The sequence below is a fragment of the Martinezella sp. CNPSo 3795 genome (assembly GCF_057784475.1).
In genome coordinates, this window is the sequence record NZ_JBXSOQ010000003.1 from 591,583 (window position 1) to 615,935 (window position 24,353).

Annotated in this window: 29 protein-coding genes; 15 read left to right on the forward strand and 14 right to left on the reverse strand. The window is 60.4% G+C overall.

Going from position 1 to position 24,353, the window contains the following annotated elements; translation table 11 throughout:
- Positions 1-3: 3 nt before the first annotated feature.
- The 4 genes from AC13QY_RS12605 to AC13QY_RS12620 all read right to left on the reverse strand — a co-directional run bounded on the left by AC13QY_RS12605 (position 4) and on the right by AC13QY_RS12620 (position 4,057).
- On the reverse strand, positions 4-1,047 hold the full coding sequence (locus AC13QY_RS12605; protein WP_113355205.1) for a MotA/TolQ/ExbB proton channel family protein: 1,044 nt from the start codon (positions 1,045-1,047) through the stop codon (positions 4-6).
- Positions 1,048-1,182: 135 nt separating this feature from the next.
- On the reverse strand, positions 1,183-1,983 hold the full coding sequence (locus tag AC13QY_RS12610) for an inositol monophosphatase family protein (RefSeq protein WP_112503102.1): 801 nt from the start codon (positions 1,981-1,983) through the stop codon (positions 1,183-1,185).
- Between the two features lie 190 nt (positions 1,984-2,173).
- Complete coding sequence (locus tag AC13QY_RS12615; protein ID WP_152092554.1) at positions 2,174-3,394, reverse strand: tetratricopeptide repeat protein; 1,221 nt, start codon at positions 3,392-3,394, stop codon at positions 2,174-2,176.
- A gap of 9 nt (positions 3,395-3,403) precedes the next feature.
- Positions 3,404-4,057 carry a thiamine phosphate synthase gene (locus tag AC13QY_RS12620; protein ID WP_113355247.1) on the reverse strand — a complete coding sequence of 218 codons (654 nt, stop codon included), beginning with the start codon at positions 4,055-4,057 and terminating at the stop codon, positions 3,404-3,406.
- Between the two features lie 223 nt (positions 4,058-4,280).
- Here AC13QY_RS12620 and AC13QY_RS12625 point away from each other — a divergent pair, with 223 nt between their 5' ends.
- Positions 4,281-4,541 carry an ArsR/SmtB family transcription factor gene (locus AC13QY_RS12625; RefSeq protein ID WP_015341040.1) on the forward strand — a complete coding sequence of 87 codons (261 nt, stop codon included), beginning with the start codon at positions 4,281-4,283 and terminating at the stop codon, positions 4,539-4,541.
- 905 nt (positions 4,542-5,446) lie between these two features.
- Here the strand turns inward: AC13QY_RS12625 and AC13QY_RS12630 are convergent.
- Positions 5,447-5,620, reverse strand: a complete 174-nt coding sequence (locus AC13QY_RS12630; RefSeq protein ID WP_069613224.1) for a YdcH family protein — start codon at positions 5,618-5,620, stop codon at positions 5,447-5,449.
- Positions 5,621-5,850: 230 nt separating this feature from the next.
- Here AC13QY_RS12630 and AC13QY_RS12635 point away from each other — a divergent pair, with 230 nt between their 5' ends.
- The 6 genes from AC13QY_RS12635 to AC13QY_RS12660 all read left to right on the forward strand — a co-directional run bounded on the left by AC13QY_RS12635 (position 5,851) and on the right by AC13QY_RS12660 (position 9,770).
- Positions 5,851-6,054 carry a YdcH family protein gene (locus AC13QY_RS12635; RefSeq protein ID WP_015341042.1) on the forward strand — a complete coding sequence of 68 codons (204 nt, stop codon included), beginning with the start codon at positions 5,851-5,853 and terminating at the stop codon, positions 6,052-6,054.
- Positions 6,055-6,070: 16 nt separating this feature from the next.
- Positions 6,071-6,568: a 5-(carboxyamino)imidazole ribonucleotide mutase gene (gene purE, locus AC13QY_RS12640; protein WP_173002428.1), complete on the forward strand. Its 498-nt coding sequence runs from the start codon at positions 6,071-6,073 to the stop codon at positions 6,566-6,568.
- Entirely contained in the window at positions 6,565-7,623 is a 1,059-nt protein-coding gene (locus tag AC13QY_RS12645) for a 5-(carboxyamino)imidazole ribonucleotide synthase (protein WP_113355212.1), read from the forward strand. The genes purE and AC13QY_RS12645 overlap by 4 nt, the downstream gene beginning before the upstream one ends.
- A gap of 152 nt (positions 7,624-7,775) precedes the next feature.
- Positions 7,776-7,901, forward strand: coding sequence for a type B 50S ribosomal protein L36 (gene ykgO / locus AC13QY_RS12650; protein ID WP_003582204.1), 126 nt, complete (start codon positions 7,776-7,778; stop codon positions 7,899-7,901).
- A gap of 90 nt (positions 7,902-7,991) precedes the next feature.
- Positions 7,992-8,621: a tetratricopeptide repeat protein gene (locus AC13QY_RS12655; protein WP_113389167.1), complete on the forward strand. Its 630-nt coding sequence runs from the start codon at positions 7,992-7,994 to the stop codon at positions 8,619-8,621.
- Between the two features lie 99 nt (positions 8,622-8,720).
- Positions 8,721-9,770 carry an alpha/beta fold hydrolase gene (locus AC13QY_RS12660; protein ID WP_113330448.1) on the forward strand — a complete coding sequence of 350 codons (1,050 nt, stop codon included), beginning with the start codon at positions 8,721-8,723 and terminating at the stop codon, positions 9,768-9,770.
- On the opposite strand, the gene AC13QY_RS12665 is transcribed toward AC13QY_RS12660, so the two are convergent.
- A complete protein-coding gene (locus AC13QY_RS12665; RefSeq protein WP_113355214.1) occupies positions 9,749-10,690 on the reverse strand; it encodes a LysR substrate-binding domain-containing protein in 942 nt (313 codons plus the stop codon). The two genes, AC13QY_RS12660 and AC13QY_RS12665, sit on opposite strands and share 22 nt — an antisense overlap.
- 112 nt (positions 10,691-10,802) lie before the next feature.
- Here AC13QY_RS12665 and AC13QY_RS12670 point away from each other — a divergent pair, with 112 nt between their 5' ends.
- The 4 genes from AC13QY_RS12670 (at position 10,803) to AC13QY_RS12685 (ending at position 13,233) form a co-directional block, all read left to right on the forward strand.
- A complete protein-coding gene (locus AC13QY_RS12670) occupies positions 10,803-11,195 on the forward strand; it encodes a tautomerase family protein (RefSeq protein WP_113355216.1) in 393 nt (130 codons plus the stop codon).
- Between the two features lie 5 nt (positions 11,196-11,200).
- Positions 11,201-11,596, forward strand: a complete 396-nt coding sequence (locus AC13QY_RS12675; RefSeq protein WP_113355218.1) for a cupin domain-containing protein — start codon at positions 11,201-11,203, stop codon at positions 11,594-11,596.
- Between the two features lie 3 nt (positions 11,597-11,599).
- Positions 11,600-12,172, forward strand: coding sequence for a DUF4865 family protein (locus AC13QY_RS12680; protein WP_145631956.1), 573 nt, complete (start codon positions 11,600-11,602; stop codon positions 12,170-12,172).
- Between the two features lie 89 nt (positions 12,173-12,261).
- Positions 12,262-13,233, forward strand: a complete 972-nt coding sequence (locus AC13QY_RS12685; RefSeq protein WP_145631954.1) for a threonine ammonia-lyase — start codon at positions 12,262-12,264, stop codon at positions 13,231-13,233.
- A gap of 4 nt (positions 13,234-13,237) precedes the next feature.
- Here AC13QY_RS12685 and AC13QY_RS12690 read toward each other — a convergent pair whose 3' ends face one another.
- From AC13QY_RS12690 to AC13QY_RS12705, 4 genes are all read right to left on the reverse strand, one after another.
- Positions 13,238-13,873, reverse strand: coding sequence for a LysE family translocator (locus tag AC13QY_RS12690; protein WP_113389170.1), 636 nt, complete (start codon positions 13,871-13,873; stop codon positions 13,238-13,240).
- A gap of 336 nt (positions 13,874-14,209) precedes the next feature.
- Positions 14,210-15,091, reverse strand: a complete 882-nt coding sequence (locus AC13QY_RS12695) for an NAD(P)-dependent oxidoreductase (RefSeq protein WP_269245040.1) — start codon at positions 15,089-15,091, stop codon at positions 14,210-14,212.
- A 126-nt stretch (positions 15,092-15,217) separates the two neighbouring features.
- Positions 15,218-16,657: a pyruvate kinase gene (pyk, locus tag AC13QY_RS12700; RefSeq protein WP_015341054.1), complete on the reverse strand. Its 1,440-nt coding sequence runs from the start codon at positions 16,655-16,657 to the stop codon at positions 15,218-15,220.
- A complete protein-coding gene (locus AC13QY_RS12705; protein WP_069613236.1) occupies positions 16,657-17,145 on the reverse strand; it encodes a DUF1036 domain-containing protein in 489 nt (162 codons plus the stop codon). The genes pyk and AC13QY_RS12705 overlap by 1 nt, the downstream gene beginning before the upstream one ends.
- A gap of 204 nt (positions 17,146-17,349) precedes the next feature.
- Between AC13QY_RS12705 and AC13QY_RS12710 the strand changes: the two genes are divergently transcribed.
- The 3 genes from AC13QY_RS12710 (at position 17,350) to AC13QY_RS12720 (ending at position 18,901) form a co-directional block, all read left to right on the forward strand.
- Positions 17,350-18,144, forward strand: coding sequence for an N-formylglutamate amidohydrolase (locus AC13QY_RS12710; protein WP_269245039.1), 795 nt, complete (start codon positions 17,350-17,352; stop codon positions 18,142-18,144).
- A gap of 27 nt (positions 18,145-18,171) precedes the next feature.
- Positions 18,172-18,477: a DUF1244 domain-containing protein gene (locus tag AC13QY_RS12715; protein ID WP_069613238.1), complete on the forward strand. Its 306-nt coding sequence runs from the start codon at positions 18,172-18,174 to the stop codon at positions 18,475-18,477.
- A gap of 172 nt (positions 18,478-18,649) precedes the next feature.
- A complete protein-coding gene (locus tag AC13QY_RS12720; protein ID WP_069613239.1) occupies positions 18,650-18,901 on the forward strand; it encodes a DUF2312 domain-containing protein in 252 nt (83 codons plus the stop codon).
- A 65-nt stretch (positions 18,902-18,966) separates the two neighbouring features.
- Here the strand turns inward: AC13QY_RS12720 and AC13QY_RS12725 are convergent, their stop codons facing one another.
- The 4 genes from AC13QY_RS12725 to AC13QY_RS12740 form a co-directional block, all read right to left on the reverse strand.
- Positions 18,967-20,007, reverse strand: a complete 1,041-nt coding sequence (locus AC13QY_RS12725; protein ID WP_113330395.1) for a nitronate monooxygenase — start codon at positions 20,005-20,007, stop codon at positions 18,967-18,969.
- 65 nt (positions 20,008-20,072) lie between these two features.
- Positions 20,073-20,996 (reverse strand): NAD(P)-dependent oxidoreductase, encoded by a 924-nt coding sequence (locus AC13QY_RS12730; protein ID WP_269245037.1) that lies wholly within the window; start codon positions 20,994-20,996, stop codon positions 20,073-20,075.
- A gap of 101 nt (positions 20,997-21,097) precedes the next feature.
- Positions 21,098-22,195, reverse strand: a complete 1,098-nt coding sequence (locus tag AC13QY_RS12735) for a branched-chain amino acid aminotransferase (RefSeq protein WP_269245036.1) — start codon at positions 22,193-22,195, stop codon at positions 21,098-21,100.
- A 191-nt stretch (positions 22,196-22,386) separates the two neighbouring features.
- Entirely contained in the window at positions 22,387-23,649 is a 1,263-nt protein-coding gene (locus tag AC13QY_RS12740) for a flavin monoamine oxidase family protein (RefSeq protein ID WP_269245035.1), read from the reverse strand.
- A 346-nt stretch (positions 23,650-23,995) separates the two neighbouring features.
- On the opposite strand from AC13QY_RS12740, the gene AC13QY_RS12745 reads away from it, so the two are divergent.
- Positions 23,996-24,190: a hypothetical protein gene (locus AC13QY_RS12745; RefSeq protein ID WP_113355070.1), complete on the forward strand. Its 195-nt coding sequence runs from the start codon at positions 23,996-23,998 to the stop codon at positions 24,188-24,190.
- The last annotated feature ends 163 nt before the right edge of the window (positions 24,191-24,353 follow it).

Sequence of the window (24,353 nt, forward strand, 5' to 3'; positions counted from 1 at the left end):
GGCCTACTTGCTCCCGGTCTTCTCGGTATGGCTGATCCGGTCTGCGAGGCGATCGAGCGTGCGGCGCATCGATTTCGCCTCTTCCTGCTGCGCCTCGATCCAGTCGCGCAACATTTGCTGCTCGTTGCGCATGTTCTTGACCAGGCCCTGAATGCCTTCGGCAAGGTTTGCCATGGCGGTCACCGAACGCTGGCCGCCGCCCTCCTCCGCGATCTTGCGCAGATAGTCCGACAGCGCCCGCACATCTTCCGAGGAAGCACCGGCCGCGCTTTCGATGACAGGCGTGAGGTCGGAACCGACATCGGTAACGGAGGAAAGCCAGTTTTCAAGTTCGGTATAGAAGCGGTTCTGCGCACGGCCGGCCTGCAGGTCGAGGAAGCCGAGGATCAGCGAGCCGGAAAGGCCGAGCAGGGACGACGAGAAGGCCGTACCCATGCCCACCAGCGGGCCGGAAAGCCCGGTCTTCAAGGCGCTCAGAATATCGCCGGTGTCGCCGGTGCCGGCATCGAGGCCCTGGATGACGTCGTTGATAGAGCCGATCGTGCCGATCAGACCCCAGAAAGTGCCGAGAAGGCCGAGAAAGACGAGCAGACCGATGAGATAGCGCGAGGTATCGCGCGATTCGTCAAGACGCGTGGCGATCGAATCGAGGATCGAGCGCAGCGTCGCGGTGGATAGCTGCATCGCCCGGCGGTTGCCGAGCAGCGCCCGCATCGGCGCCAGCAGCCGCGGATTGCGGCCGACCTTGTCCGCATTGCCGACGGCACGGAAATGATTGAACCAGCGAACCTCCGGCCTCAGCATCAGCACATGGTTGAAGACCAGGAGAATGCCGACGACCAGAACGCCGACGATCAGGCCATTGAGGCCGGGATTGTGCAGAAAGGCGACCTGCGCCTGGCGGAAAAGGATTGCCACGATGAAGCCGACGATGACCAGGAAAAGAACCATCGTCCAGAAGAAAGCCATCGGGCTGGAAAGCTTGTAGGCGTAATTTCCCGATACGTTGTCGGTCGATCCGAGATCCGACAGATTCACATTTTCCATCACACGCTCCGACACCGCATCTTCCGCAGGCGGAGACTAGAGCAACATTGTGCCGAATTGAAGAGACGGAAAGCACAAAACAGTCCGTTGGCAACAGACTGTTTTGTCATCTGAAAAAGCGAACAGAGGAATGGCTTACTTCGTCGGGATCGGTCGCTTAACCACTTCGGCGAGTGCTTTCTGGATATGTTCGTTGCCGCAGATGATCGAATTGGTGCCGAGCATGTCCGTGCCGCCATGGAAATCCGAGACGAAACCGCCGGCTTCGCGGATCAGCAGAATGCCGGCTGCAATATCCCAGGGAGACAGGCCGGTTTCCCAGAAGCCGTCGAAGCGGCCGGCAGCAACATAGGCAAGATCGAGCGATGCAGAGCCGAGACGGCGCACGCCCGCGACTTCGCCCATCACATGGCGCAGCTCGACCAGGAACTTGCCGTGATTGCCGCGGCCGAGATGCGGAACGCCGCAGCCGATGACGCTGTCCGACAGCACACGGCGCGAGGCGACGCGCAGACGACGATCGTTGAGGAATGCGCCGCCGCCGCGTTCGGTCGTATAGAGTTCGTCGGTCGCCGGATTGAAGATGACGCCGGCGACGATCTCGTCGTTGCGCTCTAGCGCGATCGAAACGGCAAACATCGGAATGCCGTGCAGGAAATTGGTGGTACCGTCGAGTGGATCGACGATCCAGCGATGAGCGCCATCCGTGCCCTTGACCTCTTCACCTTCCTCGCCGAGGAAACCGTAGGTCGGGCGTGCCTTCAACAGCTCGTCGCGGATGATCTTCTGCGCCTTCAGATCCGCCTGGCTGACGAAATCGCCCGGTCCCTTCACCGAAACCTGCAGGTTCTGCACTTCGCCGAAATCGCGGCTGAGCGACTTACCTGCCTTGAGGGCAGCCTGAACCATGACATTGAGAAGAGCAGAACGGGCCATCGGGTTTCCTTGGGTAATGCAGAAAGCGCTGATCGGGCCTGAAAGCAGGCCCCGACGGAGCGGGAGCGTCAGCGGAAATAAAGATTGGCGGCCTCAAGACCATAAAATCGGGGGAATTTCAAGTGGCGAGACCATGGCAGACGCAAACTGACCTCAGATCAGCTCCGCCAAGGCTCAATCCGACACTTTATTATCGCGCGCGCCGATACTTGTTGGCTGCGTCGATAGCTGCCTTCTGCTGATAGTCCTCGATCCCTTGATAGAAATCCTCGAGCTCGGGGTCTTTCAGGCCGGCACGGCGGGAAATGACATACCAGGTAGCGGCCGCCACCGGATCCTGCTTCGTGCCGATGGCATTGATATAAAGATGTGCCAGCTTGTTTTGTGCAACGACGTTGCCGCGATAGGCTGCAACCCTCATCCAGTTGAAGCCGTTTTCGAGATCCTGTGCGCCGCCGGTGCCGTTGATCAGCCAGATGCCCATGTCGAGCTGTGCGGTATCGAAGCCGGCATTGGCGGCACGCGACAGCCATTCCCGCGCACGCGCTTTCTTTTCCGGCGGCAGGTCGGGAAGGTTGAGATAGAGCTGCGACACGGCATATTGCGCGTCGGCGATGCCCTGCTCGGCAGATTTCTCATAATAGGGAAGCGCCATCTGCAGGCCCTTGGGGCCAGGATTTTCGGCCGTCAGCATCTGGGCTACGTTGAATTCCGCCGAAGGCTGACCCGCATCGGCCGCCTTCTTCATCCAGTCGTCGGCCTTCTTCTGATCGCGGGGCACATCGCGCCCTTCCATCAGGATCAGCGCGTATTTGAACATCGCCGTGGGATCGCCGCCCTCGGCCGCCTTGCCGTACCAGAAGGCGGCGTCCTTCGTGTCGCGTTTAACGCCCAGGCCCTGTGCCATCAGCTCTGCGATCAAGGTCTGTGCGGCCGGATCGCCAAGCTGCGCCCGCGGCAATGCTTTTTGGAAGGCGGTCAGGTAATAGCCGCGCTGGAAGGCGCCATAAGCATCGTCCACCTTGCCGGTGAAGGGCCGTTCCGGCGGCAGGTCGGGCAAGTTTGCCCCCATGCGCTCGAAAACCCCGACACCCTGAGATGGCTTGATGTCGCTGTCAGCTTTCGGCTCCGCGCCCGGCTGAATCTTTTCGGTCTTGAAGGTGCCGGCATCGGCGCCCAAAGGCCGCGTCATGACATTGTCGTTATGCTGCGGTGCAGCCGGCACAGTTGTGTCGTCGTCGGTTTGTGCGTTGTCATCGGGACGCGCGCCCTTCTCCGCCGGCTGCGAAACACCGGGCAGCGACGTATCACTGTTGCCTGATTGCGCTGCGGCCAGCAACGGAAATGCCGCGAGCCCGGCTGCAAGCACGGCAAGGAAGGATCGATGGCGGAATCGAGGCGCTGACGACATGAATCGCTATCAATCCTCAAACCGTGGCGCTTTTTCGTCCAGAAGCGCATTCACTTCCGCGACGATGGAGGGGGCTGCCGCAGGGTCGGCAAAAACCGCCTGATGCAGCGCGACGAACTCGGCACCCGTCAGGGCTACGTCCAGCGCCGACTTCGGATCGGTGCCACCCATGACGATGCAGGGAATTTCGATCATCGAGGCCCACCATTCGCCGAGTGCCAGGTTCTTCGGATGTGCCTCCGGCTTGATGTCGCCGTCAAGCTTGCCGAAGAAGATATAGTCCGGCCTGAGCTCGCCGACCTCCAGCGCGCTATGCCTATCGGCCGCGCTGCCACCGCCGACGATCAGCTTCGGCACGAATTTTTCGACGGCTTCCGTAAGCTCGGTGATATTGCCGGCAATATGCAACCCATCAGCCTTGGCACGGCCCGCGACGCGGCTGTCCCCGGCGATGAGCGCTGCTGCACCTGCGGCCTGAATGACCGGCACCAGCTTTTCCGCATGTTTCTGGAAGGTGCTGTCATCGAGACCGTACTGGGGAATGATCACCGAGGCGACGTCTCCACCCCTCAAGGCATCGGCCACCGCCTTCGCCCGCTGCTCGATATCGGCAATGTCGGGAACGATGAGAACGAGGCGGCAACGATCTTCGGGCACGGTCATGCGAGCTTCCATGGTTTCGGCTTCCATCGTCAGCGACGGCGCACCGGTTCGATAATCGTGAGTAAATCCGTTAGCTCTCTCTGACAAGGGGCAGCGGCCGAAACCGGCAATTCGCAGCAGAGGACACTTACGACGCGAACCTTCGCAAGCGACCATTCTCACAATATATCATGCAGCGCACAATTAACTTGCCGCCCTTTGGTGTTTGACGTAGCTTTCGCCCATGTCGACCATGGACCCTTTCGCAGCCATCGCGGATCCGAACCGGCGTCATCTGCTGGAGGAATTGCGCCGCGCACCCAAGACGGTCAACGAACTGGCGCAGGGCCTGCCGATCAGCCGCCCGGCCGTCTCACAGCATCTCAAGGCGCTGCTCGACAGCAACCTCGTTTCCGTCACCAACGAAGGCACGAAACGCATCTATGCGGTCAACAGCCGCGGCTTCGACAAGCTGAATTTGTGGCTGGATCAGTTCTGGTCCTGAAGAGAGACCTTTGCTTAGCCGCTTCTGGAAAATTAAGGGAACCAATAGCGTCATCATGCACCAATGGCGGACATTGCGGCAAAGCCTCCGGTGACTTTTAAAAAACACTTCAACAATTTCACGCGAAAGTAAAGATTCACGCGTAATACGCGAATATCCCTGCGGGACTCGCCGTGGGGCAGCATGATGAAACTCGGAGTCATAAATGGGATCGCCGCGTTTTTCGCAGACCGCCACCCACCCGCCCGCGGTGAGGCGATCTGAGCTTAAGAACTCCCAAAAGCCCACAATCCAGCTCAAGTGGATTATGGTAACAGTATTTACGCTGCTTCTGCAAGCAGCATACATATATTACGCCTATACTGACGGTGTTACTCTGGAATTCCTCGACATATATCCATGGTTGATTTCGTTTCCGGAGTGCATCGTTGTATTATTGTTTTCATTAAGACTGCCATTTGGCTCAAGACACTTTTGGAAGTTATTTGTGGCTGCCTACTCCATTTATGTAGCCGTGATTTTCTGGGAAATTCTGACGGCATACATTCAGCTTTATTCCCTGGGGCCAATAGCGTACACGCTCGCGGGGGTAATTATTTGCACCGTCAAAGGCTTCAATATTTACGCAGTTGCGAGCTATTGGCACGACAAGGAAATATGGCGCTGGCAGTCTACATAGGTGTTGCAATGGCACCACCCAAAATCTACTCCAGTTAAAATAATCGTTGGCAGCGTTGCTGCGTAAAACAGGAAAATTGCGCCAACCCCTACCTCCGACGCTATGAAGTTGGCGCATCCGTTAAACGGAAATGCTCATCGATCCTGACCGGGAATTTGCCTTAAGACCTTTCGATCCGCCTCTCTTGCCCTCAAGATCGATGGCTTTTAAACTTTGGAACGTTGCCTCAGTGGACTGAGGAACGCAGACGTTGGATTTCGTCCTTGACGCGCAGTTTCCTGCGTTTGATGTCGGCTATTTCCGTATCATTGCTAGAGGGAGATGACATTGCCGCATGGAGCGCCTCCTCAAGCGCGACATGTTTCTTTTCGAGCGATTCAAGATGAGCTTGAACAGTCATATGACCCTTCCTTCCTCTTAAGAGCCCTGACCATCCATTCGCCAAGGCTCTAGGTGTCAACCCTCCCACTGTGCCATAAGATCGAGCCTTTGTCGAAGGCGAAAACGTGGCCCATAGGCGGCAAATTCGTGATGAAGGATAACTTCCCGTTATCGTCATTTGGTGATAGGAGCTTGCGGAATTCAGGAGGCGGAACGAATGCGATTCCGCGATATGCTGGGGAAATGAACATGGCCGATCAGGAACAGGCGGAAATCAGGCTGATCGTGGCGCGTTTGCGCCAGGAACACGAGGATTATGATGCCGCAATCAATGCCATGATTGAAACGGGCTGCGACGCCCTTCGTATCCAGCGCATGAAGAAAAAGAAGCTCGTCATCAAGGACAAGCTAACCAAGCTGGAAGACCAGATTATACCCGATATCATCGCCTGAGGAGCACAACGCAACGATGCTGACCGAAAGACCGCCTGTCGCCATCATCATGGGAAGCCAGTCCGACTGGGAAACCATGAAGAATGCTGCGGACACCTTGGAAGCGCTTGAAATCACCTATGATGCGCGCATCATTTCCGCTCATCGTACGCCGGACAGGCTGGTGAACTTCGCCAAGGGCGCAAAGGACGAGGGCTTCAAGGTCATCATCGCTGGCGCCGGCGGCGCAGCACACCTGCCGGGCATGGCGGCTTCCATGACCCCGCTGCCGGTCTTCGGCGTGCCGGTGCAATCCCGCGCGCTCTCCGGGCAGGACAGTCTTCTCTCGATCGTGCAGATGCCGGCCGGCATTCCCGTCGGCACGCTTGCGATCGGCAAGGCCGGCGCGGTCAATGCCGCCCTTCTTGCCGCCGCCGTGCTGGCGCTTGGCGATGAAGAGATCGCCGACCGGCTCGACGAATGGCGGGCACGCCAGAGCGCGGCGGTCGCCGAATATCCGATGGACGACCTATGAACGCGAAGACGATCGGCATTATCGGCGGTGGCCAGCTCGGCCGCATGCTGGCCATGGCGGCCGCACGCCTGAATTTTCGCACCGTCATCCTCGAGCCCCAGGCGGATTGCCCGGCCGCCCATGTCGCCAACGCACAGATAGCGGCCGCCTATGACGATGCGGCCGCGCTTGCAGAGCTGGCGAAGCGCTGCGATGTCGTGACTTATGAATTCGAGAATGTGCCCGTGACCGCCGCTGAGGATCTTGCCTTGCAGGTAACGGTCTATCCGCCGCCCAAGGCGCTTGAAATGGCGCAGGACCGGCTGACCGAAAAGAGCTTCATCAATGGTTGCGGCATTCCGACGGCCCGTTTTCATGCCGTCGACAGCCAGGCCGATCTCGAAAAGGCGCTCGCTGATTTCGGCGGCCAAGGCGTGCTGAAGACCCGTCGTCTCGGCTATGACGGCAAAGGGCAGCGCGTCTATCGCTCCGCCGCCGACAGCGCCGAAGGCGGTTATGCAGCCTTGGGCAGCGTGCCGTTGATTCTGGAAAGCTTCGTATCCTTCGAGCGCGAAATCTCGATCATCGCTGCTCGCGGAAGCGACGGGAAAGTCGCCTGCTACGATCCGGCGGAGAACGTCCATCGCAACGGCATTCTCCACACCTCGACGCTGCCGGCGAGCATTTCGCAGGAGACGGCCGCGGCTGCGCGCGACGCTGCGGAGAAGATATTGACGGCGCTTGGTTATGTCGGCGTCATCGGTATCGAGTTCTTCGTGCTTGCCGATGGCAGCCTGATCGCCAATGAAATGGCGCCGCGCGTCCATAATTCCGGCCATTGGACGGAAGCCGCCTGCGTCATCTCGCAATTCGAGCAGCATATCCGCGCCGTCGCCGGCCTGCCGCTCGGAAATCCTCAGCGCCATTCGGATTGTGTCATGACAAATCTGATCGGCGACGACATCCTGGCATTGCCGCAATGGCTGCGCCTTGACGACACGCTCGTGCATCTCTACGGCAAGACGGAGGCCCGGCCAGGCCGCAAGATGGGCCATGTCACACAGCTTCTCCGCTAAGAGCAGCGGGAAAAAGCCCTGACATGGTTGACAGGCCCGGTATGACAGGGTATTTGCTCCCCACCCTAAAGAGCGCGCCCTGAGCGCGCTTTTGATTGTTAAAAGACCCGGGCGAATGTGACATTCCCCCTCAGAGATCGCGGATCAGAAAAATGAAGATCAAGAATTCGCTCAAGTCGCTCAAGGCGCGCCACCGTGACAACCGTCTCGTCCGCCGCAAGGGCCGCATCTACATCATCAACAAGCTGAACCCGCGCTACAAGGCTCGTCAGGGCTGATATAGCGCGCGGCTCAGATCCCATGGATCGGGCCTCAGTTTTAGTTGATCGCATCAAATTTGTTTTGATCTTCGACATTGGCGGGCTACTATGCCCGCCATGCGCGTTTTTGCTTTGTCATATCTAGCCCTGCCGATTCTCCTTGCCCTGGCTGCCTCTGCACCCCATGCGGCGCTGGCTGATGAGCCAAACCCTGTGGAAAAGCAGAATTCCGGCTCCTCCTCCGGCACCCTGTCGCCCAAGCAGCAGCTCGACAATCTGTTCACAGCGCTCAAGCGGCAGCGCGATCCCGACCAGGCAAGCCTGATTGCGGACCAGATCAGTGCCGAGCTCAGCGATTCCGGCAGCGCCACCATCAATCTCCTGATGCAATGGGCCGACAAGGCCATTCAGGAAAAGCGTAATGCCGCCGCGATGGATTATCTCGATCAGGTGATCTCGCTGAAGCCCGACTATGTCGAAGGCTGGAACCGACGCGCCACGCTCAATTTTGCGATCGGCGACTATCGCAAGTCGATGGAAGACATAAATCAGGTCCTGCGCATCGAGCCGCGCCATTTCGGCGCGCTGGCCGGCATGGCGGCGATGCTGACCGAGCGCGGCAACGACGCACAGGCCCTGAAGATCTGGGACCGCTTTCTGGAGGTCTACCCGGCGAATCGATCGGCCCAGGAAGAAGCAGGCAAGCTCTCGGAAAAACTTGCCGGCAGCCGCACCTGATTGCATGCGGCGGTCTCCCGGCGGAAATCGCATTTGGAGGGATGAAAAGCCGCAATATCGCGCTAGATTAGCGTCTTAAGATATTTGATCCGTGCCGCAATGATCGATTCTTTGTTCGCCGTCATCGTTATCCTTATCGTTTTCGCCGCAGGCTTTTCCGCCTACAAAACCCGTGCCATCGAGCAGGCCTATCCCAATATTGGCGAGCTTACCGATATCGGCGGCTATCGCCTCAATGCCGTGCATTTGCCACGCCCGGCAACAGCTGATCTGCCGGCCTTGGTCTTTATCCATGGGGCGAGCGGCAATCTGCGCGACCAGTTCGAAGCCTTTGCCGCACCTTTGGCCGGCCGCGCTGAAATGCTGTTCGTCGACCGCCCCGGTCACGGCTATTCCGAACGCGGGCCTGCCGAAAACGCCCTTCCCTCCGGTCAGGCCGATGCCATTGCAAAGCTCATGGAGAAGCGCGGCATCAGAAGCGCCATCATCATCGGCCACTCCTTCGGCGGTGCGATCGCGGCCGCTTTCGGCATGCGACATCCGGAGAAGACCGAGGGGCTGCTCTTCCTCTCCCCGGCGACGCACCCCTGGTCGGGCGGCGTCGACTGGTATTATACGCTTGCCGCCACCCCCGTCTTCGGCTGGCTCTTCACTCAGCTTTTCGTCATCCCGCTCGGCTTGCGCCGGGTCGAGACCGGCACGCTCAGCATCTTCCGCCCAAATGCACGACCAGCGGACTATATCATGAAGACGGCACCGGAACTGGTGTTGCGGCCCCAGACCTTCCGCAACAACGCAATCGACGTGGTCAATCTCTTTGCCTATGTCTCCGCTCACGCGCCGCGCTACAGCGAGATCAAGGCGCCCACCATCATCATCACCGGCGACAGTGATGATGTCGTGCTGGAGGAATTGCATTCGCGCGGGCTCGCCCGCGATATCGCAGGCGCCGAACTCATCACCATCCGCAATCTCGGCCACAAGCCGGATTATGTAACGACGGATGTCGCGATCGCCGCCATGGAAAGGCTGGCGGGCCAGCCGCGCGATCTGCAAGTGCTTGCCGCACAGGCTGAAATCCGCATCGCCAGCCTGACGGAGGAATCTTCGGAATCCGCTGCCGTATCTCAGGCCATGACGACATCGTGACTAGGCGCATCATCGAATATGCGGCTCTGCGGCACGGTCTCGATGGTCTGCCGCACTGCCTGCAACATGATGGATGCCAGCCGCTCCGTCGCCGGGCTTCCCTCCGCCTCGGCACGATGCAGGACGAGATCGAGCGTCGGCAACGCCGGCAGGCCCGCCTCGCCAGGCGTCAATTGCCGCACCTTTGGCGGCAAGCCGAGCGGCGTCCGCAGTGTCAGGCCGAGACCCGCCGCCGTCGCAGCCCAAAGGCCGCCGAGGCTGGGGCTGACGAAGGATATCCGCCAGCCGATACCGGCGCGATCGAGCGTCTTCGTGGCGATGTTGCGCAGCAAGCATGGCGCCTCAAGCGAAGCCAACGGCATGACCTCACCGCTGTCGGCATGCCAATGCACAGCGCCATTTGCCGGACCGACCCAGCACAGTGGCACTTCGGCAATACGGTCTGTGTAGGCCGTGCGAAAGCCGTCGCTCCAGGCAAGCGCCAGGTCGAGCTTGCCTGATGTCACCCGCTCCACAAGTTCCGCATTGCGCACGACACGCGCCTCGATGCGCACTTTCGGATGGGCACGGGCGAAGCGACCCAATACGTCCGGCAGCAGTGTCTCGCCGAAATCCTCCTGCAAGCCGAGCCGCACCCAGCCCTCAAGCTCCGTCCCATGCAGCGCCGTGGCCGCCTCGTCGTTGAGATCAAGCAGCCGCCGGGCATAGCCAAGCATCGTCTCCCCGGCTTCCGTCAACGCCAACCCTCTACCCGCCTTGCGGAAAATCGGCATGCCTGCCTGCTCTTCCAGCTTCTTCAGCTGGGCACTGATCGCCGAGGTCGAACGCCCCAGCCTGTCGGCCGCCTTGGCATAACTGCCGAGATCCATGCCAGTGACGAAGCTGCGCAGCACATCGAGATCGAAGATGACCTTTCGCATGAATAACCATCCATATTTTCGGGACTATTTATTCGGAATTATCTGATTTTCAGGATGATTATCCGCTGGCATTCTATGATCGTCAAGTGACACGGAAACAGGAGCGATCCCCATGCCATTCACCCGCATCACCCTTCTGCGCGGCAAGTCGCCGGAATATCTCAAGGCACTTTCGGATAACTTCCACCGCGCTCTGGTCGAAGCCTTCGAGGTACCGCCGACCGACCGCTTCCAGTCCATTCATCAGCTGGAGCCGCATGAACTCGTCTTCGATCGGACCTATTTCGCCAGCAAGCCGCGCTCGGATGATTACGTCTTTTTCGATGTCACGATCGGCAAGCCGCGCAGCACGGAGGTCAAGAAAGCCTTCTATCGACGCGTCGCTGAACTCCTTGGCGATGCGCCTGGCGTCCGCCCCGAAGACATCATGATTACCATCACCACCGCGACACGCGAGGATTGGTCCTTCTCTGACGGCCGCGCGCAGATGATCGAGCAGGTCTAAGAGCGATGCCTCAGACGACATCTTCGCAATCGCCCGCCATCCACCGCGCCGGCACGAATATGCGGCCGTCGCCCGAGGGCATCGCCACGGCCTCCTTCCTGGTGGAGTCGCTGGTGGAGAACGCCGAAAACGGCGGCCTCACAGCCATGCGCTGCGAACTCGAACCCGGCGTCATGACACGCTGGCATACGCATCCGCACGGACAGATCCTCTACGTTCTATCCGGCGTCGGACTTGCCGAACGCTTCGGCGGCCCGGCTGAGGAGCTGCGCGCCGGCGATTGCATCAGCTTCGCCCCGAACGAGCGCCACCGGCACGGCGCGGGGCCGGAGAACGCCTTCTCCTATATCAGTATCCAGGCGGCGCAGAATGGAAGCGCCGTGACCTGGCTGGAGGAATGACCAATGATCGCCATGCAATATAACTTTCCCCTCCCAGCGGATTATGACATGGCGATCATCGATCGCCGTATCCGCGAAAAAGGTCCGCTGCTCGATAATCTTCCAGGCCTGAAATTCAAGGCCTACCTGACGGCGAGAAAGGGCGATGCCGTCACCGAAAGCCGGCAGAATTTCTACTCGCCCTTCTACGTCTGGCAGGAGGAAGAAGGTCTCAGCGACTTCGTCTGCGGCCCAGGCTTCCAAGCCTTGACGGAGAATTTCGGTCGCCCCCAGGTCAATACCTGGATCGTCTGGCACGCCGATACGTCCAGGGATATTCGCCGCACCAAATTCGCGACACGCGAGGTGGTCACAATCGATGCCGAGACATCGCTCGGTGAACTCCGCGCGAAGGAGATCGAAGCAGCAGCGCAAGTGATCTCGAACGGCGAAGCGCTCGCCTCCGTCGCCGCATTCGAGCCGACACACTGGACGCTGGTGCGCTTCCGCCTCCTGGCCGAACCGCCGAAAGATCCGGCCCGGCTGGGTGTCCAAACCTACAATGTCGGACATCTTTCGCTGCCTGGTATCGCCTGAAGTGTCATGGAGACAATCTCCCTATTTTAAAGGAAGGTCCGGCGCTTTATGGATGGAAAGCCTTTCTAAATCAGAAGAGTGATCCCTCCATGGTCGATATCGCAATGATCGAAGCCGCCCGCACTCGCCTCGGCGGCCGGGCGCGCCGCACGCCGCTCCTCTCCTCGCCCTTTCTCGATGAAATCGCCGGGCGCCGCCTGTTCGTGAAAGCCGAATGCCTGCAGCATTCCGGCTCCTTCAAGTTTCGCGGCGGCTGGTCGGCTGTTTCAGCGCTGGAGCCAAACGTGCGGGCCAGAGGCGTGATCGCCTTCTCCTCCGGCAACCATGCCCAGGGTGTGGCGCTGGCCGCAAAGCTGCACGGCATCCCCTCTGTCATCATCATGCCGACCGACGCGCCGAAGCTGAAGATCGCCAATACCCGTGCCTTCGGTGCCGAGGTTGTGCTCTACGATCGCGTAAAGGAAGATCGCGATGAGATCGGCGCACGTATTTCCAGCGAGCGCGGTCTGACGCTCATCAAGCCTTTCGACGAGCCGCAGGTGATCGCCGGCCAGGGAACGACCGGGCTGGAAATTGCCGAACAGGCCGCCGAGGAAGGCATCGAGACGGCCAGCGTCCTTGTTCCCTGCGGCGGAGGAGGCCTGACTTCGGGGATTGCACTGGCGCTCGAATCCCGCGCTCCGGGCCTGAAGGTGCATCCATGCGAGCCGGAAAATTTTGATGACACCACGCGCTCGCTGGCCTCGGGTAAGATCGAGCGCAATGCCGCACTGCAGGGCTCGATCTGCGACGCCATCATCACGCCACAACCGGGCAACATCACTTTTCCGATCCTCAAGCGTCTCTGCGGCCTCGGCCTCGTCGTGACGGATGAAGAAGCACAGAAGGCCATGGCACTCGCCTTCACCCGTTTAAAGATCGTGGTGGAGCCGGGCGGCGCCGTCGCGCTTGCTGCAGCACTCTTCCACGGCAAGCACATCGACGGGGATACGGTGATCGCGGTCACGTCGGGCGGCAATGTCGACAGGGAAGTCTTCGAGGCGGCATTAAGCCGCCACTAGGCCTTTAATTCACGGCACGCCGATAGAGCGCCAGCGATCCGGCAAGAGCCAGCAGCGCGCCGCCGCAGGCGCGCTCGAGCCATTTTGCACCTTCCGACTTCAGCACACGCACGGCCTGCGAACCGAAGACCGCGTAGCCGAACATGATTACGAAATCGAGCGCGGCGAAGATCGCACCGAGCACGATATATTGCTGCATCTGCGGCGCCGAGGGATCGATGAACTGCGGCAGGAAGGCCGAGAAGAAGAGATAGCCCTTCGGATTGGTGACGGCGACCATGAAGCTCTTCAGCCCAATCGAGAACGCGGTTCCTTTCGTCTGGCCCGCGCTCGCCTGCAACGCGCCGTCGATGCTTCCCTTGGAGCGCAGCATCATGATGCCGAGAAAAGCGAGATAGGCTGCACCTACCCATTTCAGGGCCGAAAACCAGAATTCAGAAGCCGCCAGCAGGGCGCCAAGCCCGATGGCAACGGCGCTGATCAGTACGGCGTCAGAAAGAACGGCACCGATCATGCCCGGCAGGGCCCGCCTGACGCCGAAGCGCGAACCATTGGTCAGCGCCAGAAGCACAGTCGGCCCCGGCGTTGCAATACCGATGAAGGAAACGGCGGCGAAGGCGAGCAGCGTGGTGAGATGCATGGTGTCCCTCCTCTTGAAGAGAGGAAGGTTGCATGTGGGAAGGTGGTTAGCAAGGGGTCGCTTCGTTCGCCTGGCTTTCACCAGTTTGCCGCACCTGTGATACCCCCCTCTGTCCCTGTCGGGACATCTCCCCCACAAGGGGGGAGATTGGGGCGGCACCCATGAGCCCCAAGGCACATCGTATCTGCAGAAACTGCAATTCGTCGGTTCGAAAGGAAGAGCAGCAAGCTCCCAACGATCTCCCTCCTTGTGGGGGAGATGTCGCGAAGTGACAAAGGGGGGTGCACACCCTCCACGAACTCAATCGTCGGCGATGACACCCCCAAGGTCAGCCAATTACCCCAGCAACCCCGCATCCTTTGCCGCCAACGCGCCAATCGCCGACCAGTCCAGCTCCTCGCCGCCATGCGCCAGCAGGTTGAGGAACCGATCGCGCAGCAGGCTCGCCAACGGCAGCGGCACGTTCAGCGCCTCGCCGGCAGCCAATGCCAGCCGGATATCCTTCTGGCCGAGGGGTGCGGTGAAACCGGCTGGTTGGAACTTGCGATCCGCGATCAGCCCGCCATAGGTCTTGTAGACAGGTGCGTTGAACAGCGTCGAGGTCAAGAGATCGAGGTAGGCATGCCGGTCGACACCGCCCTTCTCGACCAGCGCCATGGCCTCGCCGAGCGACTCGATGACCGAAGCGATGAGGAAATTGCCGCTGAGCTTGACTAGATTGGCAGACTTCGGCTCCTCGCCGAGGACGAAAGTCCGCTGACCGATGGCGTCGAAGAGCGGCGTAACCGACTGGATGGCGTCTGGCGCACCCGCGGCGGCAACGAAAAGCTTCGCCGCAGCAGCAGCTTCCGGACGACCGAAGACGGGCGCGGCAACGAAGCGCTGGCCCGCCGCGGTGTGCTCTTTAGTGAGCCGCTCGGACATCGCCACGCTGATCGTGCTGGCGGAAATATGGACTGCACCCTTGCCAAGGCTTGCCAGAACGCCGCCATCGCCATGGACGACGGCCGATAGCGCATCGTCATGTGCGAGCATGGTGAAGACAGCCTTGCCGCCGCACGCATCCGCTACGGTCGCCGCAACCTTGGCGCCCTCGCCGGCCAGAGCCCCGGCCTTGTCGCGCGACCGATTATAGACAGTCACCTCATGCCCGGCCTTGATGAGATTGACGGCCATGGCGCTGCCCATCTGGCCCAATCCGATAAATCCGACTTTCATTGGAATATCTCCTTCTCAATCCGCCTGCTTGGGGATCGCAGACGCTTCGGTTTCAAGAAAAAACCCGCCGTCTTTCGACAGCGGGTTTCGGGTGTTTAAGGTGCTGCCGCAATCAGATGTCGGCAATCACACGCCGGACTGGCCGTCCGAACCGATATAGGCAATACGCAGCATGTTGGTGGCGCCCGGCGTGCCGAGCGGAACGCCCGCCGAAATGATGATGCGGTCGCCCGGCTTGCCGAAGCCTTCCTCGGCAACGATGCGGCAGGCATTGTTGACCATGTCGTCGAGGTCGGTGGCATCATGAGTGACCACACAGTGCATGCCCCACACGACGGACAGGCGCCGCGCGGTCTGGATGATCGGCGACAGCGCCAGGATCGGAACTTGCGGACGCTCGCGCGAGGCGCGCAGACCGGTGGTGCCGGATGATGTGTAGCAGACGATGGCGGCAAGCTTCAGCGTCTCGGCGATCTGGCGGGCGGCGAGCGAGATCGCATCGGCGCCGGTTGCCTCAGGCAGCGCGCGCTGGGCATAGATGATGCCCGGATAATGCGGCTCGCGCTCGATGGTGCCGGCAATCGAGGCCATCATGGAAACGGCTTCGACCGGATAGTCGCCGGATGCAGATTCTGCAGAAAGCATAACGGCATCGGCGCCTTCGAAGACGGCAGTCGCGACGTCTGAGACTTCAGCGCGGGTCGGGACCGGCGCGGAGATCATCGATTCCAGCATCTGCGTAGCAACGACTACCGGCTTGCCGGAGCGGCGGCAGGCGCGGATCAGCTGCTTCTGAATGCCGGGAACGGCTTCCAGCGGCATTTCCACGCCAAGGTCACCGCGGGCCACCATCAGTGCGTCGGAAAGCTCAATGATTTCCTCGATGCGCTCGACAGCCTGCGGCTTCTCGATCTTCGACATCAGGCCGACACGGCCATGCGAGATCTTGCGAACTTCCGTCAGATCTTCCGGGCGCTGGATGAAGGAGAGCGCAACCCAGTCGACTTCATTGGTCGCGAGAACGGCGTCGAGGTCGGCGCGATCCTTGTCGGTCAGCGCGCCGACGCCGAGCAGCGTATCGGGCAGGCTGACGCCCTTGCGGTCGGAAATCTTGGTGCCCGAAATGACCGTTGTCACGATGCTCTTGCCGTCGCACTTTTCGGCACGCAACGCCAGCTTGCCGTCATCGATCAGCAGGCGGTGGCCGGGCTGAACCGATTCCAGGATTTCCGGATGCGGCAGGTAGACACGCGTGTTGTCGCCGGGGATATCCTGATTGTCGAGCGTAAAGGTCTGGCCGGGCTTGAGGTCGACCTTGGTGTCAGCAAACTTGCCGACGCGCAGCTTGGGACCCTGCAAGTCAGCGAGAATGCCGATCGGACGACCGCAACGAGCTTCGACGGCGCGGATGCGCTGGATCAGCGTGCGCATCACATCATGGCTGGCATGGCTCATGTTGATGCGGAACAGATCCGCCCCGGCCTCGTGAAGCTTCTGGATCATTTCCTCCGAAGAGGAGGCCGGACCGAGCGTTGCGAGGATTTTGACTTTTCGGTTTCGTCTCATCAATTCTGGCTTTCTTGGCTGCCCGAGGGCTCGGAAAGCTGAACCATCCAGCTCGCCTGGCGCCCGGTGTCGTATTCCTTGAATCCCATCTTCTGGTAGCCACGCGCGTAGCAATCCTTGACGCCTGGGATTTTGAATTCGTTTTCCGCCACGCACATTTCGACGTCGCCCGTCCAGCGGCCGCCGCGGGCCGCGTCTTCTGCGTAGAGGTAATAATAGCGGGATTGAAGCGGCCCCTCGATCAAAGTCGCGCAGGTATTGGCCGGAATCTGCCACCAGCCCTCCGTCACCCAGCCATCCTTCGCGCGATAGCCGATCGCAACGCCGACAAGGTTCTGCGTACCATTGCACGTTCGGAAATCGGCATGGGCGGCATTCGGCATGAAGAAGAACGGCGCGGCCGCAGCAAGGATGAGGAAGGCGATTCGGGCGAGCGGGCCTGACCGCTTAACGAAACGTGGCGCGACTTGGCTGGACACGGCTTCCAATTGGCTCCCGGTTATTCGTTGTTGCGTCTTCTTGCGCCGCCATCCCATGAATGTCAACGCAACTCTAATCGATTATATTTTCTTCACGGGATGGTGACGGCACCATGCGCCGCTCTCCATCCGATCGAAGCTGCAAACCTTGCACCTTCCATCGGCACATGCAATCAAACAAAGAGTTGAAAATTTCAATAATCGACAATCCGCATGACCGATTTCAGACCGTTTGAATTCATACCCGGCAATCGTGACAAAGGCATGGTCATTCTTGGCGATCACGCCATGCGGCGCCTGCCCGAGCGTTACGGCAGCCTTGGCCTGCCGGAGACCGCCTTTTCCCGCCACATCGCCTATGACATCGGCATCGAAGGCCTGTGCCGCCATCTCTGCGCGCGGCTGGGCGCGCCCGGCGTGCTGGGCGGCTTTTCCCGTCTGCTGATCGATCCGAACCGTGGCGAGGATGACCCGACGCTCATCATGAAGATCTCGGACGGAGCCATCATCCCGGGCAATCATCCGATCACGGATGAGGAATGGAATTACCGCATAGAAGCCTTCCACCGGCCCTATCATAAAGCGGTCGACGAGACGATTTCCGCCGTAGCCGAGGCGACGGGCAAAGCGCCCCTGGTTTTCTCGATGCATTCCTTTACACCGGCTTGGAAAGGCGTGCCGCGCCCCTGGCATGCCAGCGTGCTCTGGGATAGCGACGACCGTGCCGTCGTGCCGCTCCTTGCAAAGCTCGGCGCCAATACCGATCTCGTGATAGGAGACAACGAGCCTTATGACGGTGCCCTGCGCAATGACACCATGTTCCGCCATTGCATGATGAAAGGCATTGCGCATGCGCTGCTGGAGGTCCGGCAGGATCTGATCGGCGACGAGGCCGGCATTGCCGAATGGGCCGATCGCCTGGCACCGATCTTCGCCGAGATCAATGCCGATCCCGCGCTCCATGAATATAAGCGCTATCCTTCGCGCACTGGCCCTTATGAGGCGTGAAGCGACAAGCGAATTGAGGAGAAAGAGATGACGACGCTCACCAAGGAACAAGAGATCGAGCTCGAGGCTGCCGCCTTCCGCCGTCTCGTTGCGCATTTGCGCGAACGTAGTGACGTTCAGAATATTGACCTGATGAATCTTGCCGGCTTCTGCCGCAACTGCCTTTCCAACTGGTATCGCGAAGCGGCCGAAGAGGCCGGGCTGCCGGTCAGCAAGGATGAGTCGCGCGAGGTGATCTACGGCATGCCCTACGAAGATTGGAAGAACCTGCACCAGAAGGAAGCCTCGCCTGTGCAAAAAGCCGCTTTCGAGCAGAACAAGCCGAAAGATTAACGCTCCCTTCACCAATTCGGCTTGACCTTGCGCGCCATTCGCGGCACGTCAACTGCCCGATCGAATTCGAAATCCCGCGCAAGCCATGAAGCGATGTGCCGTATCGGTGACCGACCGATCTCATCTGCGACGGGCTGCAAGCGACCCCTTTGAGACCCTTTAGGAGAAGTGCATGGAAGAGAACAGCGTCGAGAACGTGGCCGCGGCGGAACTGCGTCAATTCATCGAGCGCATCGAGCGCCTCGAGGAAGAAAAGGCCGCCATCCAGTCCGACATCAAGGATGTCATGGGCGAAGCCAAAGGCCGCGGCTACGACACCAAGGCGATCCGCACCATCATTCGCCTTCGCAAGAAGGACGCAAACGAGCGCCTGGAAGAAGAATCCATCCTGCAGACCTACATGGCCGCACTCGGCATGGAATGATCGAGACTTTATCAGTCTTGAAAGATGATCGGGAGCCGGCTTGCCGGCTCCTTTCTTTTTGAGCGTCACTCTGCAAAAAGACGACCGATCAATTCGGCGGCACTCCCCTGCCACAGCTCGCCCTTGCCGGTTCCCGACCAGAGAGACAGGAGATCCGGAGATCCCTTCGCTGTCGACGCAGCGCGTATGTCCCGCGTGAACTTGTTCTGCGCCGGAAAGGGAAGGACGGCCTCCGGCTTCCCATCCATCTCGTCCATGAAGCGGTTCTCGATCCCGCGCGCAAAGCGACCTGAGAAAGCGCGCGTCGTCCGCGTCTTTCGCTCCGGTGTTTCGAGCAGTTTTTTGCGATAGGGTGCCGATGTCCCAGCTTCAGCGCAGGCAAGGAAAGCCGTGCCCATCTGCGCGGCCTGTGCACCCGCCTGCAGTGCCGCCCGGATATCGCTTGAAGTCATGATGCCGCCGGCTGCGATCAGCGGCACGCGAATGGTGCCGACGCATTGCGCCAGGAGATCTCGCATGCCGATTTCCGGATCTTCTGCCCTCGCATCGAAAATGCCGCGATGACCGCCCGCTTCGAAGCCTTGCAGCACGATCGCATCCACGCCGCTCTCTTCCAGCGCCTTCGCCTCGTCGAGTGTCGTTGCCGTGCCGATCAGCGGGATACCAGCCTTTTTCGCTTCTCGTACATGGTCGGTCGGTAACAGTCCGAAGACGAAGCTTAAGCAGGCTGGCTTGATGCGCAAGACAGCTTCGAACTGCGCATCGAAATCCTCTTCGTAGGGAGGAGAAAGCTGCGGCGACGGCAGTTCCAACTCCTGGCGATATCCTGTGGTTGCAGCCACGGCGCGCTCAAGCCGATCGGTGCCAACCTCCGGGATCGAATGCGGAATGAAGAGATTGATCGAAAACGGCTTGTCGGTTCGCTGGCGAACCTGAGCTGCAAAGGTTTCGATCGTCGCGGCATTTAAATAGGCGCCACCCATGGCGCCGAGGGCACCGGCAGCGGAAGCCGCAGCCACGAGTTCTACCGACGAAGGACCACCGGCCATCGGTGCGACGATCAATGGATGCTTCAAGCCCAGCTGTTGAAAAAGATTGCTGTCCATAGGACCGTCCTTCCGGAATTACCTGCCCAAGTCTTAACCCAACATTGGGGTTGCGCGATGAGTTGCTAGGAGCGACCAAGCGCTTCGGTGCGGGCCTCGATCGCCTTGATCACCGACACCATGTCGAGTCGGCCATTGCCGAGTTCGACGCTTTCACCATAGAGAGTGCGGCAGAGATCGAGGACGGGCGATGCCATGTCCGCGGCGCGAGCTGCCTCCGCAATCAGTTTCGTGCTGTTGAACGCATCGGCCGTCGCCGCCTGCACTGAAAAATCCCGCGCAACAAGCTTCGGAATTTTCACGCGTGTCAAATCGCTGGCCATAGGACCGGAATTGATAGCCGCCTGAAAAGTTTCAAGATCGAGTCCGTTGCTCTCAGCAAAATGCGCGGCTTCGGCCAGTCCGGCAAGCATCGTGCAGAGATAGAGGTTGACGGCCAGCTTCATAAGCAGCGCATTGCCGACCGGGCCGCACAAAATGGTTTCGCGGCACATCGGTGCAAGCAGCGGCCGCACCTCGGCAACCGTCTCCGCATCGCCGCCGAGCAGCGCGACGAGTTGTGCCGTCTCGGCAGGCTTCCTCGACCCCGAAACCGGGGCTTCGACATATCGCCCGCCGGCGCTAAGAATATCGGCGGCAAGCCCGCGCGAATAGCCGGGCGGATTGGAGCCCATCGACACGACGATATGTCCGGACACCAGCTTGGCGAAGTCCGGAGTACCCCGCCGCAACACCTCGTCCAGCACCGTTTCGTTGACCAGCATCAGGATGACGATGCGTGTGCGCGCAAACACCTCCTCGACGCTCGCCGCCACCGTGGCACCCGCCTCGCGCAATGGATCGGCTGCTGCCGCAGAGCGGTTCCAGACCACCAGCCTGGTGCCTGCCTTTGCGAGATTAAGGGCCATCGGCTGCCCCATGACGCCGAGACCGATAAAACCGATCTCCGCGCCCGGCTCGCCGCCGGGACGTTCGCTGACGCTGGTCATCACAACAACTCCGATAGTTCGGGTGACTATGCGATTTCTTGTGTCAGAGCCGGCGGGAGAGCACATATACCTTTCCCGCCGGGTATGGGTTCATGGTTCGCTTAGAACAGGCGGTCCAGCCATTCGTTCTTGTCCGGCGCGCGGCCGAACTGGATGTCGGTCAGGGCTGCCTTCAGGCGCTGCGTCGTAGCGCCGGCATTGCCGTCGCCGATGGTGAAGCTGTGCTTGCGGCCCTTCACCTTGCCGATCGGCGTCACGACGGCCGCCGTGCCGCAGGCGAAGGATTCGCGCAGGCGCCCGCTCTCGGCATCCGCCTGCCACTGCTCGATCGAATAGGGTTCCTCGCGCACCGTCAGGCCCATGTCGCGCCCGAGCTTGATCAGCGAATCGCGAGTGATACCCGGCAGAATCGTGCCGGTGAGCGGCGGTGTCTGCAGCGATTCGTCGTCGAAGACGAAGAAGACGTTCATGCCGCCAAGCTCCTCGATCCAACGCTTTTCGACGGCATCGAGGAAGACCACCTGATCGCAGCCTTCACGCTGGCCTTCGGCAAGCGCTGAGAGGCTTGCGGCATAATTGCCGCCACACTTGGCAGCACCGGTGCCGCCCGGAGCGGCGCGGGTGAAATTCTCGGAGACCCAGAGCGTGACGGCCGACCCGCCGCCCTTAAAGAAGGAGGCGACCGGGGAAGCAATGACGCAGTAGATGTATTCCGCCGATGGCTTTGTGCCGAGGGCGACTTCCGTACCGATCAGGAACGGCCGGAGATAGAGCGACGCCCCTTCGGCGGTCGGGATCCATTCGCGATCGATCTTGACCAGCTCGCGGACGGACTCGACGAAGAGCTCTTCCGGCAAGCGCGGCATCGCCAACCGCTCCGCCGAATTCTGGAAACGGCGCGCATTGGCGCTCGGGCGGAAAAGGGCCGCACCGCCGTCCGGCAGATGATAAGCCTTCATGCCTTCGAAGATTTCCTGCGCATAGTGAAGCACCACGGTCGCGGGATCGAGAGGAAGCGCCTTGCGCGGCTCGATCTTGGCGCTGTGCCAGCCGCGATCCTGCGAATAGCGGATCGTCACCATGTGGTCGGTGAAGATGCGGCCGAAGCCCGGGTTCTGCAGCAGCGCTTCCCGCTCGCTCGCCGTCGCGGGATTAGGGTTTTTCTGGATGTCGAAGGTTAATTTTTCGCCGGTGCTCATGGCTCCTCCAATGCTTCTTGTGTCGCGGCTTTCGCCGCCCATCTCCCGAAGGATGGTGTAAATCAAATCGGGTGGTATTTGATTGCGTTTACGCCTGTTCTCACGCAAGTTTAAGAGCGATTTGCATAAAATTATGAGGCGAATCGCTATTTCTCGCTTGCAAGCTGGCTATCGGTTTCATCGGCTTTCCATCAGAGCGCTTCCGCAACGGCTTCAGCAGCGACAACGCCGGTTTCATAGGCACCGTGCGCGGTCGAATAACGCGTCTTCGAACAGGCTTCTCCGGCGAAGAACAAACGTCCGTTATGGGGAGCCGCGAGGACGCTGCGCAGGTCGGACGCACCGGGTGTCGCATAGGAATAGGAGCCGCCAAAGAAGGACTCTCCCGCCCAGGCCGACGCCGCCATCGGCGACAGCGTCTTGCCGACATCGGCGCCGAAGACGCGCTTCAACTGTTCCACCGAAAAATCAAACATCGCATCGATGCCATGCCTCTCCAGATCGAGCGCAAGGTCGGCGGCGAAATAGGCCTCGATGACCGGAGCACCGAATGGCTTCAGCTGATAGGCCCCCGTTCGGCGGCTATGCTGCGATCCCATCACATGCGCATCCTCCGGAAACATCCGAGGTTCGGCTGTGCGAAGAAAGAGTTTGTTTGCCAGACCGAGCGGCAGGCGGGAAGCTGCTTCGATCTTCTCCGGCAGAGGCGGCCAGAAGGCGATACGTCCAGCCGCAAGCACATTGGTGGAAACAGTGACGACGACGGCCCTCGCCCGCAGCTCGCCCTTGCTCGTGGAAAGCACGACATGGCCAGCGCCGCTATGGTCGATGCGGCTGACCTCGGCGCCGAGAACGGTCGGCACCGGCAAGCCGTAGGTCGCAACCAAAGTGCCGTAGCCCTGCCGCACGCGCCAGTCAGGACCAGGGCCGGGATCGTAGCGGCCAAGATCGATCACCGAGGACTTGTCGAGCTCTCCTCCGGTCATGAAGGCGCCGACGGCGTAAATCCTTTCATTCCACGGATCATCAGGCAACAACATGGCCGAGAGATCGGCGTCTGCATCTCCCTCATACTCATAGACCCGCTCGAAGAAGGCGTTGACGGCGGCAGCCGCAGCCTTGGCATCGGGATCGTTCTGTTCTAACCGATGGCCGCCGTCGCTCCAGGGCGCAGGCGTGCGATCGACGGTCAGGCCCATTTCCTCGGCAATATCAGTCCAGGCATTGGTGCGCGCGCCATGCAGCCAGCCGCAGCCGAGATCGAGCGCGGCGGCATCGGTGCCGAATGGGTGGATCGAGCGGGCGCGGCCGCCGACGCGATCGGAAGCCTCGAGCAAGACGATCGAGAGATCCGGCCGAAGCAATTGCAGCTGTCGGGCAGCACTTACTCCTGCCGCTCCGGCACCAATCACGGCAACGTCAATCTCGCCGCCTCTCCAGGATTCGATGGGCATTCCAATTCCTCTTCGCGCAAGCGCTGGAGAACAAACCAGCCGCGCGACTTGGTGATATGAGGCTCGCCAATCCGCCGGCGCGAACCCTGTCGATCATGTGTAGCCGACCTCGGCGCGGCCTGTAAACGGGCGCGACGACGGGATACCAAATTGCCGCATTGAGCTGAAACCGCGAATGTCGTACGTGCTTCATCCAGACAGATAGTGAGGAAGATCGTGCGGAAACGGACCTTCGGAACAACACTCTCGACCGCGACGCGCAGTATTGGAGGCGCTTGTGCCAACACAGCTCAATAAGACGGCGGCCACACGTCGCGCCTCTTTCAAATCGCATTCGGAAACACCGATGTTCACGAAGGAGTGGTCTATCCCCGCGATCCTCAGTGTCTTCCTGCTCGGCGTCTGCGGACTCATCGCCTATTTCACCTGGACCCTCATGCCGCCGGCGGCGACAACACAGAACCATGTCGGCGGAGCTGTCACACTCAGCGACGGTAATGGCCGTCCGATTGCCGATCCTGCGCCGAAAAAGCAGCCATAGCTGTAGCCGCGGCCACACCGACCGATAGCGAAAAAACGCTGGCCATGCCCGTGAGCGATAAGCTCGCACCTGACAAATAGACCATCAAATGGCAGGCCCTTCCGCCGGCGGCCACAGGACCAAGGGCAACTACAGCTTTACGGCGGCATCCTAGTTACAGGGC